Here is a 16,575-nt window from a genome sequence, read left to right as displayed (position 1 = left end):
GCACCACCCGGTGCGCCAACGGCGGCCGGGCGGCGTGCTGCACGATCAGTCGCCAGCGATGGTCATGTTTTCCAGCAGGATGGAACCCGTTTCCTTGCTGCCGCGAATGAGCGTGTCGTTACCCACGCCCACGATCTGGCGCAGCATGTCCTTCATGTTGCCGGCGATGGTGATTTCTTCCACCGGATACTGGATCACGCCATTCTCGACCCAGTAACCCGAGGCACCGCGCGAATAATCGCCCGTCACGTAGTTCACGCCCTGCCCCATCAGCTCGGTCACCAGCAAACCTGTGCCCATCTTCTTCAACATGCCCTTGAAGGTATCGGCCTTGGTCGTCAGGTCCGAGCGCAGCGTCAGGTTGTGCGAGCCACCGGAGTTGCCGGTGGTCTGCATGCCCAGCTTGCGGGCCGAATACGTCGACAGGAAGTAGCCCTGCACCACGCCATCCTTGATGACCTCGCGCTTGACGGTACGCACGCCCTCTTCATCGAAGGGCGCCGAACCGACACCGCCGACCACGTGCGGATCTTCCAGGATCTGGATGTGCTCTGGGAAGACCTGCTGGCCCAGCGAATCGAGCAGGAAGGTCGACTTGCGGTACAACGCACCGCCCGACACCGCCTGCACGAAAGCCCCCAGGAGACCCGCTGCCAGCGGCGCTTCGAACAGCACCGGGCACTTGCGGGTCGTGAGCTTGCGCGCGTTCAGGCGGGCCAGCGCGCGCTCGGCGGCGTAACGGCCGATGGCTTCGGGCTTGGCGAGTTTCTTCGGATCGCGTTTGGAGGAATACCAGTCATCGCGCTGCATGCCCGCGCCCTTGCCGGCGATGGGGGCCACCGAGATGGTATGGCGCGAGAACGGATAGCCGCCCATGAAACCACGGCTGTTGGCCGCGACGAAATGCGAGTGCTGGACGTAGACGCCGGCCCCTTCGCTGTTGGTGATGCGCGGGTCGGTCTCGAGGGCTGCGGTCTCGCAGCGTTGGGCCAGCGCCACAGCTTCTTCGGCGGAAATGTTCCATGGCGAAAACAGTTTCAGGTCGCGCGGGGCCATTTCCAGCATCTCGGCGTCGGGCAGGCCGGCGCAATCATCGATGGCGGTGAAGCGGGCGATGTTGTAGGCGGCCTCGACCGTTTCCTTCAGCGCCTGCTGCGAAAAATCCGAGGTGCTGGCATTGCCGCGCCGCACCTGGCGGCCTTCTCCGAGGAACACCGTCACGCCGATGCCCTTGTCCTTGTTCTGCTCGATGGTCTCGATCTTGCCCTTGCGCACCGCTACCGAGAGGCCACTGCCTTCGCTGATGTCGACGGCGGCGTCCGAGGCGCCCTTGTCCCGGGCATAACGCAAGACATCCTGCGCCAACTGCTTCAACTGGTCCTGACTGTGCGTGAATGGGGTATCGCTCATGAGCCTGTTTTCTCTGAAATGCGGGTAAAGCGGTTATCATAGCAGTCGTTAAGCTTTATTTCTCGAAGTCACGATATGCCCAATGCCAACCGCGGTGCTGTCGGATTCCAATCCAGCGAATTCGAACAGGAATACGACCGCCCCTCCAAGTCCCAGCTCAAGCGCGAGATGGATGCCCTGCAAAAGCTGGGCGAATCGCTGGTCAATGAACCGCGCGACCGCGTCAAGCGCGTCCCCATGCCCGAAGACGTGCGCGACGCCATCCTCGAATGCCAGCAGATCAAGGATCACGAAGGCCGTCGCCGCCAGATGCAGTACGTGGGCAAGAAAATGCGCACGCTGGAAGCCGACGAGATCGCCATCATCCAGAAGACCATCGACAGCTGGCACGGCGCCTCCAAGGCTGAAACCGCCGCCATGCACGCCCTGGAACGCCGCCGCGAAAAGCTGCTGGCCGATGACCAGGCGTTGACCGAACTGCTGAACCGCCATCCCGAAGTTGACGTGCAGCACATGCGCACGCTCATCCGCAACGCCCGCAAGGAGCAGGCGGAAAACAAGCCGCCCAAGGCCTACCGCGAAATCTTCCAGATCCTCAAGCAGTTGCAGGCCGACGCCGCGCGCGCCAAGAACGAAGCCGCCGAGGATGAGGCCGGCGAGCAGGATGACGATGAGCGTTGAGGCCGTCACGCCCGTCGTCCATGAGGTGCTGCGGGTCGGGCTGGTCTCCATCTCCGACCGCGCCTCGGGTGGCGTCTACCAGGACCAGGGCATCCCGGCCCTGCAGGAATGGCTCAGCAAAGCGCTCACCAGCGCTTTCGAAGTCGAGACCCGCCTGATCCCCGATGAACGTGCACAGATCGAACAGACCCTGGTGGAGCTGGTCGATGTGGCCCGTTGTGACCTGGTGCTGACCACTGGCGGTACCGGCCCGTCGCGCCGCGACGTCACGCCCGAAGCCACTCTGGCCATCGGTACCAAGGAAATGCCGGGCTTTGGCGAACAGATGCGCCAGATCAGCCTGCAGTTCGTGCCGACCGCCATTCTCTCGCGCCAGGTTGCCGTCATCCGCGAGACCGACGGCCATGCCGCTCTGGTCCTGAACCTGCCCGGCCAGCCCAAGTCCATCCGCGAAACACTGGAAGGGTTGAAGGACGAGGACGGCAAGGTCAAGGTGCCCGGCATCTTCGCCGCCATCCCCTACTGCATCGACCTCATCGGCGGTCCTTACATCGACACTGATGAGAGCGTCTGCAAGGCCTTCCGGCCCAAGTCGGCAATCCGCCCTGCCAGCAAGTAACAGCAGCCCGGCGGCCCGCACGACCATGCGGGCCCGCCTTCCCCTCAGTCAGGACACTTCCTCTCCTCCGGCCCACCGCACAGCGTGGCCGCATTGAGCAGATCCAGATACTGCTGCAGCCCGGCCGGCGAGATCCGGTACGGATACTGTTTCAGCGCATTTTCGGTCGGCGGACGCCAGCTGAACTGCACGACAAACAGTTGCTGCTTGCCCTGGTACACCGCCAGTACAGTTCCCTCGCCATAGGGCGCAACTGGCCCGGTACGGTCGCAGAAGCCTCCGCTGACAGAGACGGGAATATTGTTGGTGCTGCCATCCTTCTGCGCCATCGCCACGAAGCGGCCCGGGCAATTGCGCTGGGCGCCCTGCATCACTTCAGTCAAGGCCACCTGCGCCACGGTGAGGTTGCGCGCCTGGATGTTGGCCACCAGGCCTGCATCGGGATAGCCACGGCGCTGCACGCCCATGTAGCCCTCGCGCCAGGAGTCATGGGCTTCGTTGGGCGGCAGGAAGTCGACGACATAATTGCCGTCCGGGTCGCCGTCCATGTAGGCCAGGCGCCAGCCCGGCGGGGGCGAGATCATCAGGTTTTCGCCGCGTGGCTGGAACAGCCGGCCTTCGGCTTCGGCATGTCCGGCCAGGGGCGCCATGGCCAGCAGGGAGGCCAGCAGGGAGGCCAGCAGCGGGGCCAGCAGGCGGCGCGATGGGATGCACTTCATGGGTTTTCCTTTTGCAGCGCCGCCATCGCGGCGGCGTTCATCGTATGATGTGAGCCCATTGCAGCGCAGACGCTGCGCATGACAAGGGGCAAGGCCGTATTGTGCTCCCGTGCAGGGACAGACACAAATGCCGCGCCCCGCCCTTTCATCCACCGACCGCAACAGGAACCGCACGCTTATGTCCGCCCCCCTTGAGACGATACAGATCGATACCGCCCCCAACCCCACTGCCTCCGTCATCTGGCTGCACGGCCTGGGTGCCGATGGTTCGGACTTCGTACCCATCGTGCGCGAGCTGGACCTGTCCGGCTGCCCACCCATCCGCTTCATCTTCCCGACCGCGCCGACCATGCCGGTGACCATCAACGGCGGCTACGTGATGCGCGCCTGGTACGACATCTTCGCGCCCGACCTGGTCCGCCGTGAAGACGAACCCGGCCTGCGCGCCTCGCAGGCCGCCATCGAAGCACTGATCGCGCAAGAGCGTGCACGCGGCATTCCCGCCGAGCGCATCGTGCTGGCCGGTTTCTCGCAGGGCTGCGCGATGACCTTGCAGACCGGCCTGCGCCATCCGGAGCGCCTGGCCGGCCTGATGTGCCTGTCCGGCTACCTGCCGCTGGCCGCCACCATCGAGGCCGAACGCCACGCTGCCAACCATGACACCCCCATCTTCATGGCCCACGGCACCATGGATCCGGTGGTGGTGCTGGAGCGCGCCGTCAAGTCGCGCGAATTGCTGACCCAGCTGGGCCACAAGGTCGAGTGGCATGACTATCCGATGCAGCATTCGGTGTGCGGTGAGGAGGTCGAGGATATTGGCGCGTGGCTGGCCAAGGTCCTGGCCTGAGTCCGATCACGCAGCACCTGCACCTGCAATGACAACGCCCCCGCACGATGCACTCGTGCGGGGGCGTTGTCGTTTTCCCTGCGCGGTGTTACGCGCAGGGCAGCCTTGCAATTACTTCAGGCGGAACTTCAGTTCTTCGCCAGCCTGGCGCATCGCGGTCTGCACGGCCGGGACCTTGGCCAGCACGTTCAACAGACCGAAGTCGTGGATCATGCCGTTGTAACGCACGCTGGTCACTGCCACGCCGGCGGCTTGCAGCTTGCGGCCATAGGCTTCGCCTTCGTCACGCAGCACGTCGTTTTCGGCGGTCTGGATCAGGGTCGGCGGCAGGCCAGCCAGTTGCGCCGGGGTTGCATTCAAGGGCGAGGCGGTGATTTCCTTGCGCTTGGCGGCGTCGGTGGTGTAGCTGTCCCAGAACCACTTCATCATGTTCTTGGTGAGGAAGTAGCCATTGGCGAACTGGTTGTAGGAAGCAGTCTCGAAGTTGGCATCGGTCACCGGCCACAGCAGCACTTCCGAACGCAGCGCGGGGCCACCCTTGTCCTTGGCCATCAGGGCCACGACAGCGGCCATGTTGCCACCGACGCTGTTGCCGGCCACGGCCAGGCGCTTGCCGTCAACCTTGATTTCCTTGCCGTGCTCGGCCACCCACTTGGTGGCGGCATAGGCCTGGTTGATGGCCACGCCATAGCCGGCTTCCGGCGACGGGGTGTAGTTCACGAACACGGCCACGGCACCCGAGTTGGCCACCAGGTCACGCACCAGGCGTTCGTGGGTCGGGAAGTCGCCCAGCACCCAGCCGCCGCCGTGGAAGAACATGAAGGCCGGCAAAGTCTTGGTCACGCCCGCCGGACGCACGATGGTCAGCTTGATCTGCTGGCCGTCCGCGGTGATGGTCTTTTCCGAGACGTCTGCCTTGGGCAGCTCCAGCTTCACGCTGGCTTGTGCGCCCACCAGCACGGCACGTGCATCCTGCGGCGAGAGCTGTTCCAGGGGCTTGCCACCGCCGGCTTCCAGCGCCTGCAAGAAGGATTGGGTGGTCGGTTCCACGCCGGCATCACCGGCGGCATAGGCGTTGCCAAAAACGAGGCCAATGGCGGCGACGGCGGCGAGTTGCTTGAACGAGGTCATGATCTTCTTCCTTTTCTCTAATCTCAGATGAGCGAATCGGTGGGGTTCACCGGGTAAGTGCTGCGAGGGAACTGCATGTTTGTTGCTTTGCTACCGGGTACTGCTGTATTGCTGTCCTGCTGTACTGCTGTACTGCTCCGGCCGTTGCCGGCCAGGAAAACTGGCAATGCGACGAAAACATAAATACCTATTAAATAGCAAACTACTTAGTTGGCGCTATTGGCTCTGGGTATAACTGCGGCTCCACGAATGATGCGGTTGCACCACTTCCGTTGCCTGGCGACTGCCGATGCCAGTTGCCAGCGATTTTTTCCGAGCGACCTGCCAACAATATACTGAACTATTTAATAGCGCGCTATATATTTAACTTTCAAAAAGGGACTTGGCATCGTCGCCGCGTCCCTCGGACCTGCCCTGCTCACTCGCCGGTATTCTTGTGCAAGCGGGCCCGCAAGGCCATCAATTCTTCCTTCATGGCGGTCAGTTCCGCCGCCGTCGACTCGGTCGCCCGCAATACTTCACGGGGCAGCTCGACCGCCTGTTCGCGCAGCTTGTCACCGTCTGCGGTGAGCGAGACGACCACTTGCCGTTCGTCGCTGGCCGCACGTTCCCGGGTCACCAGGCCTTGTGCCTCCATGCGCTTGAGCAGCGGGGTCAGCGTGGCCGAATCCAGTACCAGGCGTTCACCGATGTCCGACACCGTCAACTGGTCCTGCTCCCACAACACCATCAGCACCAGGTACTGCGAATAGGTGATGCCCATGTTGCGCAACAGCTTGCGATAGAGCTTGCTCATCGACAGCGAGGTCGAGTACAGCGCAAAACACAACTGGGCATCCAGCAGCGGGGCCGACTTGCGTTTGTCTGTTTTCGAATTCATGCAGCGCAGTTTAACGAGGCCAAAATTAAATAGCAAGCGATTTAATAAAAAAATTTACGCATTGTCGTCGCAGCTTTGCCACGCCCCTTCCTCGCACAAACAGCAGCGCGATTGCGCACCATCGCGAAGCACGCCTGCACAAGGAGGAAGGACGGGTGCGCGACGTCGCACGCCATCGCCCGCTTCGCAGCCATCCGGCGGGAGGCCTGCCCCGCCTGCTTTCCCGGCCCGTGATAGGAGTTTTCCGACCGACGCGAAGCTGCCGCCATGGCACGCTTCCTGCATGTCTTCGTCGTTGTATACATTGACGTATCCGTGCTTGCCTTCACCGTATCCATCGCCTAAGCTGGCCCGATGGCCATGGCAGGCGGGCTTGCCGCCCAAGCCGGTTGCGCTCGATCCGTGATGACTTCTGAAAGGAAAAACGAATGAACCAGCGTGTCTCCCGTTTCCTGCTGTCCGCAATGTCCTCGGCCGTGCTGGCCGCCTGCAGCCTGCCCGCATGGGCGGCGACGCTCAACATCTCCCTGGATGCCGACCCCGGCAAGCTCGATCCCACGCAGTCCTCCATGCTCAACGAACGCATCGTCTACCAGAGCATCTTCGACAAGCTGGTGGACCTGGATGGCGAGGGCAAGATCATCCCCATGCTGGCCGAGCGCTGGACCGTGTCCGAGGATCAGAAGACCTACACGCTGTTCCTGCGCAAGGGAGTCAAGTTCCAGGACGGCACGCCCTTCGATGCCAAGGCGGTGGAATTCAACCTGTTGCGCGGCCAGGAAAAAACCTCCCTGCGCCGCAATGAACTGAAATACGTCAGCAAGATCACGGTGGTGGATGACCACACCATCAAGCTGGACCTGTCCACGCCCTTCGCGCCCTTCCTCTCCATCCTCACCGACCGCGCGGGCATGATGTCGTCACCCGCAGCAGTGAAGAAATACGGCGAAGACTACGTCAACCATCCGGTCGGCACCGGGCCCTTCGTCTACGAAGGCCGCCTCAAGGGGGCCACCATCACGCTCAAGAAGAATCCCGACTACTGGCGCGCCGGCCTGCCCAAGGTGGATGAAGTGGTCTACAAGATCATGCCGGACGTCAATGTGGCCTTCAACAACCTGCGCAGCGGCCAGGTCGACATCAGCAACCGCTTCCCCTACAAGGAAATCACCAACGTCCCCGCCAACGCCAGCTACACCGTGCTCAACAAGCCGTCGCTGGGCTTCCGCGGCTTCTACATGAACACCGGCAAGCCCCCCTTCGACAAGAAGGAAGTGCGCGAAGCCGTCGACATCCTGATCGACCGCAACGCCATCGCCAAGGTGGTCTACAACAATGCCGTGGCGGCCGGCCATTCGCCCTTCTCCAAGGCGCAGTTTGCCAATGGCCCCAGCGATGTGCCGCCCAAGGTCGACGTGGCCCGCGCCAAGGCCCTGCTCAAGGCGGCCGGCAAAGAAAATGGCTTCAGCTTCAAGCTGACCCTGCCGACCACGCCCGATGAATTGCAGGTCGGCCAGATGATCCAGGGCATGCTGCGCCCGGCCGGCATCACCGTCACGCTGGAGAAGACCGAACTGGCCACCCAGATCGAGGCCGGCAAGGCGGGCAACTTTGAAGGCCTGTTCGTGGGCTGGAGCGGGCGTCCCGATCCGGACCAGAACATCTACGACTTCGTCACCACCAATGGCTCGCTGAACTACTCGCACTTCGGCGCCAAGGAAGTGGACGACCTGCTGCAGCAGGCCCGCGTGGAAGGCGACCAGGCCAAGCGCAAGTCGCTCTACGACCAGGCCATGGCGATCCTGGTCAAGGAAGTGCCCTACATCTACACCGTGCATGACAACGTGCTCTTCGGCATTGCCAAGTCGGTCAAGGGCTTCCAGTACGTGCCCGATGGCGTGATCCGCACTGCGACCGTGTCCAAGTAAGCCACATGGCCACGACGATCAAGCTGCCCAAGCTGGCCCGGCGATTGCTGCTGTCGATCCCCACCCTGCTGCTGGTGAGCATGGTGGTGTTCTCCCTGCTGGCGGTGCTCCCGGGCGACCCGGTGGCCGCCATCCTCGGCATGGAAGCCACGCCGGAAGCGGCGGCCGCGCTGCGCCTGAAACTGGGCCTGGATGATCCGCTGCTGGTGCAGTACGGGCGCTGGCTGTGGGCGGTGCTGCATGGCGACCTGGGCCGCTCCTTCATCGACAACACCCCGGTGGCCGATGCCTTGTGGCAGCGCCTGCCGGTGACCATCGAACTGGCCATCGGCAGTTTCCTGGTGGCCGTCATCATTGCGGTGCCAGCCGGCATCCTCTCGGCGGCACGCCCACGTGGCTGGGCCAATGCCATCGGCACCCTGATCGCGCTGTTCGGCATGTCGGTGCCGCACTTCTGGCTGGGCATGCTGTTCATCATCCTCTTTGCGGTCAAGCTGGGCTGGCTGCCGGCCTCGGGCTTCGTGCCGCTGTCGGTGGACTGGCACGCCAACCTGGTCGCCATGATCATGCCCATGGTCGTGACCGGCCTGCGTGAATCGGCCATCCTCATGCGCATGGTGCGCAGCAGTTTGCTGGAAGTGCTCAACGAGGATTACATCCGCACCGCCTTCTCCAAGGGCCTGCGCGACTGGCAGGTGGTGCTGGGCCATGCGCTGCGCAATGCCATGATCCCGGTGGTCACGGCCAGCGGCCTGATGGTCTCCGGCATGCTGGGCGGACTGGTCATCACCGAAAGCATCTTTGGCATTCCCGGCATGGGCAAGATGATCGTCGACGCCATCTTCCAGCGCGACTACGTGACTGTACAGGCCGGTGTACTGGCCGCCACCGTGATGGTGGTCATCGTCAACCTGTGCGTGGACCTGCTCTACAGCGTGATCGACCCGCGCATCGCCCGCTGATTGCCCGTCCAGCGCATCCAACCATGACGTCTCCCGACATGAACCCTCCCTCCCCTGCGCAGGCCCTGCCGGCGCTGCCCCGCTGGCGTACCTTGCGCCGCTTCAGCCGCAACCGTCTGGCGGTGATCGGTGCGGTGATCATCGCTGTACTGGTACTGTTGGCCATCACTGCACCGGTACTGGCCCGGTACGATCCGATTTTTGACCAGGACTACGGCAACCTGCTGTCTGGTCCCAGTGCCGAGCACTGGCTCGGTACAGATGACCTGGGCCGCGACATCTACACCCGCATGCTGTACGGTTCGCGCATCTCCCTGCAGGCGGCACTGATCTCGGTCGGGCTGGCCTTTTCGCTGGGCGTGCCCATCGGCATCGTCAGCGGCTACTATCGCGGCGCGGTCGATGCCATCGTCATGCGCGTGGTCGATGCGCTGCAGGCCTTTCCTTCGCTGATCCTGGCGCTGGCGCTGGCCGCCGCGCTGGGGGGCGGTTTCTACAATGCCATGGTGGCCGTCGGCATCGGCTTCACCTCGTCCTTCGTGCGGCTGGCGCGCGGGCAGGCCATGACCATCCGCAACCTCGACTACGTGATGGCAGCGCGCTCCATCGGTGCCGGGCACCTGCGCATCATGTGGCGCTACATCCTGCCCAATTCGCTGGCGCCCCTGGTGATCCAGGCCACCTTCGCCATGGGCACGGCCATCATCGCCGAGGCCGGGCTGTCCTATCTCGGCCTGGGCGCCAAGCCGGAAGACCCGAGCTGGGGTTCCATGCTGCACATTGCCCAGGGCTACCTGAACACCACGCCCATGCTGGCCATGTGGCCGGGACTGGCGATCTTCCTGGTGGTGCTGGGCTTCAACCTGCTGGGCGATGGCATTCGCGAAGTGTTCGACCCCAAACTGAGCCGCTGAGGAACCACCATGCTCACCATCGAAAATCTCAAGATCGAATTCAAGAGCCACGGCCGCCGCGTTGCACCCGTCGATGGCGTCTCCTTTTCGCTGGGCCAGGATGAAACCGTGGGCCTCTTGGGTGAATCCGGCTGCGGCAAGAGCGTCACCGCCCTGTCCATCCTGCGCCTGTTCCCCATGGCCAGCCAGGCCAGGCTGTCGGGCGCGATCCGCTTTGGCGAGCGCGACCTGCTGCAGGCCGATGACGCCACCCTGCGCAGCATCCGCGGCAAGGAGATCGCCATGATCTTCCAGGAGCCGATGACCTCGCTGAACCCGCTGCATCGCATCGGCGACCAATTGGGCGAGATGCTGCGCATCCACACCTCGCTGTCGCGCCAGGCGATCGACGCCAAGGTCATCGCCATGCTGGAACGCGTGGGCCTCTCGCGTGCGGCGCAGCTGGTCGACGAATATCCGCACAGCCTTTCCGGCGGCATGCGCCAGCGCGTCATGATTGCCATGGCCCTGCTGTGCCAGCCGCGCCTGCTGGTGTGCGATGAACCGACGACCGCGCTGGACGTGACCATCCAGGCGCAGATCCTCGACCTGATGCGCGACCTCAAACGCGAGCAGAAGACTTCCATCCTCATGATCACCCACGACTTGGGCGTAGTGGCAGAGATGTGCCAGCGCGTGGTGGTGATGTATGCCGGCCAGGTGGTTGAGCAGAGCAGCGTGGAAGACCTGTTCGACCGCCCCGCCCATCCTTACACGCATGCCCTGATGCGCGCGCGCCCGGCGCTGGACGCCACGCCCGGTGCGCCCTTGACCGCCATCCCCGGCAGCGTGCCACCGCCCGGCACCATCGCGCAGGGCTGCCGCTTCGCCGCACGCTGCACCCGCGCCCAGGACATCTGCCGCCAGGAGATGCCGGTGCTGGAAAACCTGGGCGATGGCCACAGCGTGCGCTGCTGGTATCCGCATTGAAGGCCTGATCATGACGACACTACCTCCCCTGCTCGAAGTCCACGGGCTGAAAAAATATTTCGCTTCCGGCAGCAGCACCGTCAAGGCCGTTGACGATGTCTCCTTCAGCCTGGCCGAAGGACAGACCCTGGGCCTGGTCGGCGAATCCGGCTGCGGCAAGTCCACCACCGGTCGCAGCGTGCTGCGCCTGATCGAACCCAGCGAAGGCAGCGTGCGCTTCATGGGCCAGGAACTGACCTTGCTTCCCGAGGGCCAGTTGCGTGCCATGCGCCGGCACATGCAGATGGTGTTCCAGGATCCGTATGCCTCGCTGAACCCGCGCATGACCATCGGCGAAGTGCTGGAAGAACCGCTGATCGTGCACAAGCTGCACGACCGCGCCACCCGCAAGCGCAAGGTAGCCGAAGCGCTGGACATGGTCGGCCTCAACCCGGCCTATGCAGCACGCCATCCGCATGAGTTCTCCGGTGGTCAGCGCCAGCGCGTGGGCATCGCCCGCGCCATCATCACGCGGCCCAAGCTGGTGGTGGCCGATGAAGCCGTGTCGGCCCTCGATGTCTCGATCCAGGCGCAGATCCTGAACCTCCTGCGCGAGCTGCAGCAGGAGCTGGGGCTGACCTATCTTTTCGTCTCGCACGACCTGGCCGTAATCCGTCATGTCAGCGACACCATCGGCGTGATGTACCTCGGACGCATGGTCGAATCGGGCAGATGTGAAGAGGTCTACACCCAGCCGCGCCATCCCTATACGCAGGCGCTGCTGTCGGCCATCCCACGTGAACATCCACGCCAACATCGTGAACGCATCATCCTGCAGGGCAGCATCCCCAATCCGGCCGCCCCGCCCTCGGGCTGTCATTTTCATCCGCGCTGCCCGTCCTGCATGGAAATATGCAAGACCGAAGCGCCACCGGCCGTCAAGGTCAGCGCCACCCATACCGTGGCCTGCCACCTGAGCCGCCCTGAGCTGACGCTGCACCCGACGTAATACGCAAGCCAAACGATAAAATACGCCCCTGAACCAAGAACGAGAGACCGCCATGCCCGCCTTCCCCGACTTCAGCAGCAACCACTATCCCTACTTTTCGCGCCGCAGCGCCGTCTATGCCCGGCGGGGCATGGTGGCGACCTCGCAGCCACTGGCCGCGCAGGCCGGGCTGGAAGTCCTGCAGCGCGGCGGCAACGCCATCGATGCGGCCATCGCCGCAGCTGCGGCATTGACCGTGGTGGAGCCGACCGCCAACGGCATCGGCGGCGACGCCTTCGCCTTGGTCTGGCATGGCGGCAAGCTGCATGGTTTGAATGCCAGCGGCCCGGCGCCGCAATCGATCTCCGCCGACAAGCTCACCAGCGCCGGCCTAAAGGACGTACCCAAGTACGGTGCCCTGCCGGTCACCGTGCCCGGCACGCCCAGTGCCTGGGCCGCCATGGCCAAGCGCTTCGGCAAGCTGGCGCTGACCGATTCCATGGCCGGCGCCATCACCCTGGCGCGTGAGGGCTTCCCGGTCTCGCCGATGGTGGCGCATGCCTGGCAGGTCGCACAGCAGAACTTCAAGCGCGAGTTCAAGGAGCCGCATTTCCAGTCCTGGTTCGACACCTTCTGCATCGATGGGCAGGCACCGCAAGCCGGCCAGCTGTGGCGCTCGGCCGGCCATGCCGCCACCCTGCAGGCCATTGCCGAGGACAATGCCGAGGGCTTCTATCGCGGTGCCCTGGCGGAGAAGATTGCCGCCTTCCTGCAGAAGGCCGGCGGATATATGCAGGCCTCGGATCTGGCGGCGTTCCAGCCGGAATGGGTGGATCCCATCGGCGTGAACTATCGCGGCTACGATGTCTGGGAAATCCCGCCCAATGGCCACGGCATGGTGGCCCTGATGGCGCTGAACCTGCTGAAGGCCTACGACTTCTCCGAGCGCGACACGCTGGCGACCTACCACCGCCAGATCGAAGCCATCAAGCTGGCCTATGCCGATGGCCTGGCCCATATCGCCGACCCGGCGCACATGAAGGTGACGGTGGAGCAGTTGCTCTCCGACGCCTATGCCGATGAACGCCGCAAGCTGATCGGCCCGCGCGCCACGCTGCCGGTGGCGGGCGACCCTTCGCGCGGCGGCACGGTGTACCTGTGCACGGCCGATGCCGAGGGCAACATGGTGTCCTTCATCCAGAGCAACTACATGGGCTTCGGCTCGGGCCTTGTAGTACCGGGCACCGGCATCGCGCTCCACAATCGCGGCAACAATTTCACGCTGGAAGCCGGGCATCCCAATGTGCTGGCCGCGGGCAAGCGTCCGTACCACACCATCATCCCCGGCTTCATGACGCGCAATGGGCAGGCAGTCGGTCCCTTCGGCGTGATGGGTGGCTTCATGCAACCGCAGGGCCACGTGCAGATGGTGATGAACACGGTCGACTTCGGCCTCAATCCACAAGCCGCGCTGGATGCACCGCGCTGGGAATGGGAGAAAGCAAACAAGGTCAGCATCGAGCACAGCACGGCCGAACATCTCTTCCGTGGCCTGGGCGGGCTGGGACACGAAGTGTCGTGGTCGGGCAACCAGCTCGGTTTCGGTCGCGGCCAGATCATCTGGCGCAATGACGAAGGCGTGCTCTGCGGCGGGACCGAACCGCGTACCGATGGCAGTGTGGCAGCCTGGTAAAGAAAGCACATCGTGAAAAGCCTGGCCGCTTCCTCCCCCGCCGCTGACGCCGTTGCGCTCGCCCCTGATGCCGAGGGCGAGGACGCGCTGGTGCGCAATGGCTCCCTGCCCGAGTATGTCTATGCCCAATTGCGGCAGGACATCTTCGACATGCGCCTCTTGCCTGGCGACCAGATCACCGAGACCGAGATTGCGGCGCATTTCAAGGTCTCGCGCACGCCGGTGCGGCAGGCGCTGCAACGCCTGCAGAACGATGGCCTGATGCAGGGCTATGTGCGCGGGGGCTGGGAGGTAGTGCCGATCGATTTCAAGCGTTTTTCCGATCTTTATGAAATGCGCAAGCTCATCGAGACGCACGCCGTGCGCCGCCTCTGCGCCCAGGGCGCAGACCAGTCCGTGCTGGCCGGCCTGCGCGCGACCTGGTGTGTGGCCGCCGAGGCACGCGAACAGGACGGGCCCAAGGCAGCCCAGCTCGATGAGGTCTTCCACCAGAGCCTGGTGCGTGCGGCCGGCAACCAGGAGATGGCCGAGTCATTCGACCGTCTTACCGACCGTATCCGCATCGTGCGGCGGCTGGATTTCCTGTATGGCGATTGCCTGCACTCGACCTACGAGGAACATGCCGCCATCCTCGACAGCATCGCCGCCGGCGACGCCGAGGGCGCGATGCGCCTGATGGGCGAGCACATCGATGGCAGCCATGCGGAGGTCAACCAGATCACCTTGCATCGGTTGCATAGTGCGCGGGCGACGGCGACCACCAAGCCGCCGGCTTATGTGTCAGTGCGGGTGCGGCGGTCTTTCTAATTTCAAAGTGCGACTACCAAGCGGCGTCGCACATCTCCTGTATCTGCGCAATAGCACTTCGTGGTAGCTGACTACAAACGGCTACTGCGATGACATGCAAAATTTTCGACTTCCTCCGGCGTATTGCTCCTCGATCGTGAACGGCCCTTGAGACAGTAGTAAGGTCACCAAGCTCGCCGAGCTGTGGCGAGTATTGGGCACAAAGTGGTTCCCGGAACACGAGAGGTCAAGATCATGTCGACTGATGAAAAGAGCAACAGCATCAATGACGAATTATTCGGGCTCTGCGAGAAGCTGTATTTCCACGAAGTGGATATTCGCGACAAGGTAAATGCACGGCTCCAAATGCCATTCGCCATTGGGGTTGCGATGGTAGGCATCCTGAGTTTTATGCTGCAAAATCTTGACCGGACGGTCTCGGGAACTTGGCTCCATATTTTTTATGGATGTTACTTTTTCTCGGGCTCCTTCATCTTTCTGGGCACCTGGTATTTCATCAAGGCTGCATGGGGTACAGAGTATCAGTTCGTAGCTCCTGGAATATTTTGGACTAACTACAAATCAGAGTGCTACAGCTTCTATCAGCATCTCGACAATGCTGACGAGCTTGCAAGAGACGCGTTTCGCTCCATGTTATCCGACCAATACGGCCGCACATCATCAGCGAATGCGATTGCCAACGACATGAGGGCTTACCATCTGCATCTCACGCTGAAATTTCTCATTCATGCCGGAATGTATGCCATGTTTGCCTTGATGGTGTTTTACTTTTCCGGATTGAACAAGCAGGAAAAAGACTCACCTGTACGGGTATTGATCACCGCGCCCATCACACTGGAGAAGTAAATGAGCGAAACCAAAAAGATTCCACCGCCCCCACCGCCGCCTCCCATTCGATACGTTCAAGATAATCGCCCCCCTGCTCCACTCAAACCGGTGCCGTCCAAGCCATCTTCGGCGCCGCGATAGACCGCCGTCGGATGCCTCCTCGCTCTGATCAGGCGAAGGTCAGCCCGAGCTTTATCGATGCAAGCTCATCTGTCCCCGGCACGCCGGCTCTCTCCTGTCCAATGCTGACCTGCGCTGAAAGCGCGCCGATGCTGTGTTAGGCTTCCCGCCTGACTTCAATTTGCCAAGCGGGGAGACACACATGAAAGTTGCCGTGATGGGCGCAGGTGCCGTGGGATGTTATTTCGCCGGGATGCTGGCGCGGGCGGGACACGAGGTGGTCCTGGTGGGCCGGCCACAACACGTGGAAGCGTTCAATACCAAGGGCCTGCGGCTGGAAGCCAAAACCTTCGATGAGACCATCCCCGTGAAGGCCAGCACCGACCCGGCCATCGTGGCAGGTGCCGACCTGGTGCTCTTCTGCGTCAAATCCCCCGATACCGAAACCGCCGGCGCGCAACTGCGTGCGCATCTTGCCCCCGATACGCTGGTGCTGACGCTGCAGAACGGCACTGACAATGCCGAGCGCCTGCGCACGGTGATCCCGCAACCGGTCTCGGCGGCCGTGGTCTACGTCGCCACGGAAATGGCCGGACCCGGACACGTCAAGCACCACGGCCGTGGCGAGCTGGTGATCGAACCGGCCGCACGCAGCCAGCAAGCCGCCGAGGCGCTGATTGCGGCCGGCGTGCCGACCGAGATTTCCGACAACGTGCGCGGCGCGCTGTGGTTGAAACTCATCATCAACTGCGCCTACAACGCTCTCTCTGCCATCACGCAACTGCCCTACGGCAAGCTGGTCGAAGGTGCGGGCGTGCCGGAAGTGATGGGCCACCTGGTCAGCGAATGCAAGGCCGTAGCCGCCGCCGAGGGCGTGACCCTGGCCGGGGATGTGGATGTGGCCATCCGCAAGATCATCGAGACCATGCCCACGCAATTCTCTTCCACTGCGCAGGACGTGGCGCGCGGCAAGCCCAGCGAAATCGATCACCTCAACGGCTACATCGTGCGGCGTGGACAGGCGCATGGCATCGCAACGCCGGTCAACCTGACCGTGCATGCCCTGGTCAAGCTGATCGAGAGCAAGGCGCGCTGAAAGC

General features: G+C 63.2%; 16 protein-coding genes. 12 read left to right on the top strand and 4 right to left on the bottom strand.

Annotated elements, in window-relative coordinates; all coding sequences use genetic code 11:
• Nucleotides 1–45: 45 nt before the first annotated feature.
• Nucleotides 46–1,410 carry a metalloprotease PmbA gene (gene pmbA / locus FYB76_RS01390; protein ID WP_088754265.1) on the bottom strand — a complete coding sequence of 455 codons (1,365 nt, stop codon included), beginning with the start codon at nucleotides 1,408–1,410 and terminating at the stop codon, nucleotides 46–48.
• Nucleotides 1,411–1,485: 75 nt separating this feature from the next.
• Between pmbA and yjgA the strand changes: the two genes are divergently transcribed.
• On the top strand, nucleotides 1,486–2,091 hold the full coding sequence (gene yjgA / locus FYB76_RS01385; protein WP_088754264.1) for a ribosome biogenesis factor YjgA: 606 nt from the start codon (nucleotides 1,486–1,488) through the stop codon (nucleotides 2,089–2,091).
• Nucleotides 2,081–2,710 (top strand): molybdopterin adenylyltransferase, encoded by a 630-nt coding sequence (gene mog, locus FYB76_RS01380; RefSeq protein WP_154132438.1) that lies wholly within the window; start codon nucleotides 2,081–2,083, stop codon nucleotides 2,708–2,710. The genes yjgA and mog overlap by 11 nt, the downstream gene beginning before the upstream one ends.
• 44 nt (nucleotides 2,711–2,754) lie before the next feature.
• Here mog and FYB76_RS01375 read toward each other — a convergent pair whose 3' ends face one another.
• Entirely contained in the window at nucleotides 2,755–3,429 is a 675-nt protein-coding gene (locus FYB76_RS01375) for a hypothetical protein (protein ID WP_154132436.1), read from the bottom strand.
• A gap of 178 nt (nucleotides 3,430–3,607) precedes the next feature.
• On the opposite strand from FYB76_RS01375, the gene FYB76_RS01370 reads away from it, so the two are divergent.
• Nucleotides 3,608–4,276 (top strand): alpha/beta hydrolase, encoded by a 669-nt coding sequence (locus FYB76_RS01370; protein WP_154132434.1) that lies wholly within the window; start codon nucleotides 3,608–3,610, stop codon nucleotides 4,274–4,276.
• A gap of 111 nt (nucleotides 4,277–4,387) precedes the next feature.
• Here the strand turns inward: FYB76_RS01370 and FYB76_RS01365 are convergent, their stop codons facing one another.
• Together FYB76_RS01365 and FYB76_RS01360 are read right to left on the bottom strand one after the other, a co-directional pair.
• Entirely contained in the window at nucleotides 4,388–5,407 is a 1,020-nt protein-coding gene (locus FYB76_RS01365; RefSeq protein ID WP_039786511.1) for an alpha/beta hydrolase, read from the bottom strand.
• Between the two features lie 418 nt (nucleotides 5,408–5,825).
• Entirely contained in the window at nucleotides 5,826–6,287 is a 462-nt protein-coding gene (locus FYB76_RS01360; RefSeq protein WP_088754260.1) for a MarR family winged helix-turn-helix transcriptional regulator, read from the bottom strand.
• Nucleotides 6,288–6,715: 428 nt separating this feature from the next.
• On the opposite strand from FYB76_RS01360, the gene FYB76_RS01355 reads away from it, so the two are divergent.
• The 9 genes from FYB76_RS01355 to FYB76_RS01315 all read left to right on the top strand — a co-directional run bounded on the left by FYB76_RS01355 (nucleotide 6,716) and on the right by FYB76_RS01315 (nucleotide 16,571).
• The gene (locus FYB76_RS01355; protein WP_154132433.1) at nucleotides 6,716–8,215 is read left to right on the top strand and encodes an ABC transporter substrate-binding protein; all 1,500 of its coding nucleotides are present in this window, start codon (nucleotides 6,716–6,718) and stop codon (nucleotides 8,213–8,215) included.
• Between the two features lie 5 nt (nucleotides 8,216–8,220).
• Nucleotides 8,221–9,177, top strand: coding sequence for an ABC transporter permease (locus FYB76_RS01350; protein ID WP_154132432.1), 957 nt, complete (start codon nucleotides 8,221–8,223; stop codon nucleotides 9,175–9,177).
• A 38-nt stretch (nucleotides 9,178–9,215) separates the two neighbouring features.
• A complete protein-coding gene (locus FYB76_RS01345) occupies nucleotides 9,216–10,091 on the top strand; it encodes an ABC transporter permease (protein WP_229296842.1) in 876 nt (291 codons plus the stop codon).
• 9 nt (nucleotides 10,092–10,100) lie between these two features.
• The gene (locus tag FYB76_RS01340; RefSeq protein ID WP_154132430.1) at nucleotides 10,101–11,060 is read left to right on the top strand and encodes an ABC transporter ATP-binding protein; all 960 of its coding nucleotides are present in this window, start codon (nucleotides 10,101–10,103) and stop codon (nucleotides 11,058–11,060) included.
• A 10-nt stretch (nucleotides 11,061–11,070) separates the two neighbouring features.
• Nucleotides 11,071–12,048, top strand: coding sequence for an ABC transporter ATP-binding protein (locus tag FYB76_RS01335; protein WP_154132428.1), 978 nt, complete (start codon nucleotides 11,071–11,073; stop codon nucleotides 12,046–12,048).
• Between the two features lie 52 nt (nucleotides 12,049–12,100).
• Entirely contained in the window at nucleotides 12,101–13,720 is a 1,620-nt protein-coding gene (locus tag FYB76_RS01330) for a gamma-glutamyltransferase family protein (RefSeq protein WP_154132426.1), read from the top strand.
• Between the two features lie 12 nt (nucleotides 13,721–13,732).
• Nucleotides 13,733–14,527 carry a GntR family transcriptional regulator gene (locus FYB76_RS01325; RefSeq protein WP_370516283.1) on the top strand — a complete coding sequence of 265 codons (795 nt, stop codon included), beginning with the start codon at nucleotides 13,733–13,735 and terminating at the stop codon, nucleotides 14,525–14,527.
• A gap of 234 nt (nucleotides 14,528–14,761) precedes the next feature.
• Nucleotides 14,762–15,373, top strand: a complete 612-nt coding sequence (locus tag FYB76_RS01320) for a hypothetical protein (RefSeq protein WP_134222042.1) — start codon at nucleotides 14,762–14,764, stop codon at nucleotides 15,371–15,373.
• A gap of 304 nt (nucleotides 15,374–15,677) precedes the next feature.
• On the top strand, nucleotides 15,678–16,571 hold the full coding sequence (locus FYB76_RS01315; RefSeq protein ID WP_154132425.1) for a ketopantoate reductase family protein: 894 nt from the start codon (nucleotides 15,678–15,680) through the stop codon (nucleotides 16,569–16,571).
• Nucleotides 16,572–16,575: the final 4 nt, after the last annotated feature.

It is taken from the genome of Herbaspirillum sp. CAH-3 (genome assembly GCF_009668275.1).
GTDB lineage: Bacteria > Pseudomonadota > Gammaproteobacteria > Burkholderiales > Burkholderiaceae_D > Herbaspirillum > Herbaspirillum aquaticum.
This window is presented reverse-complemented; position numbering and strand designations above follow the sequence as displayed.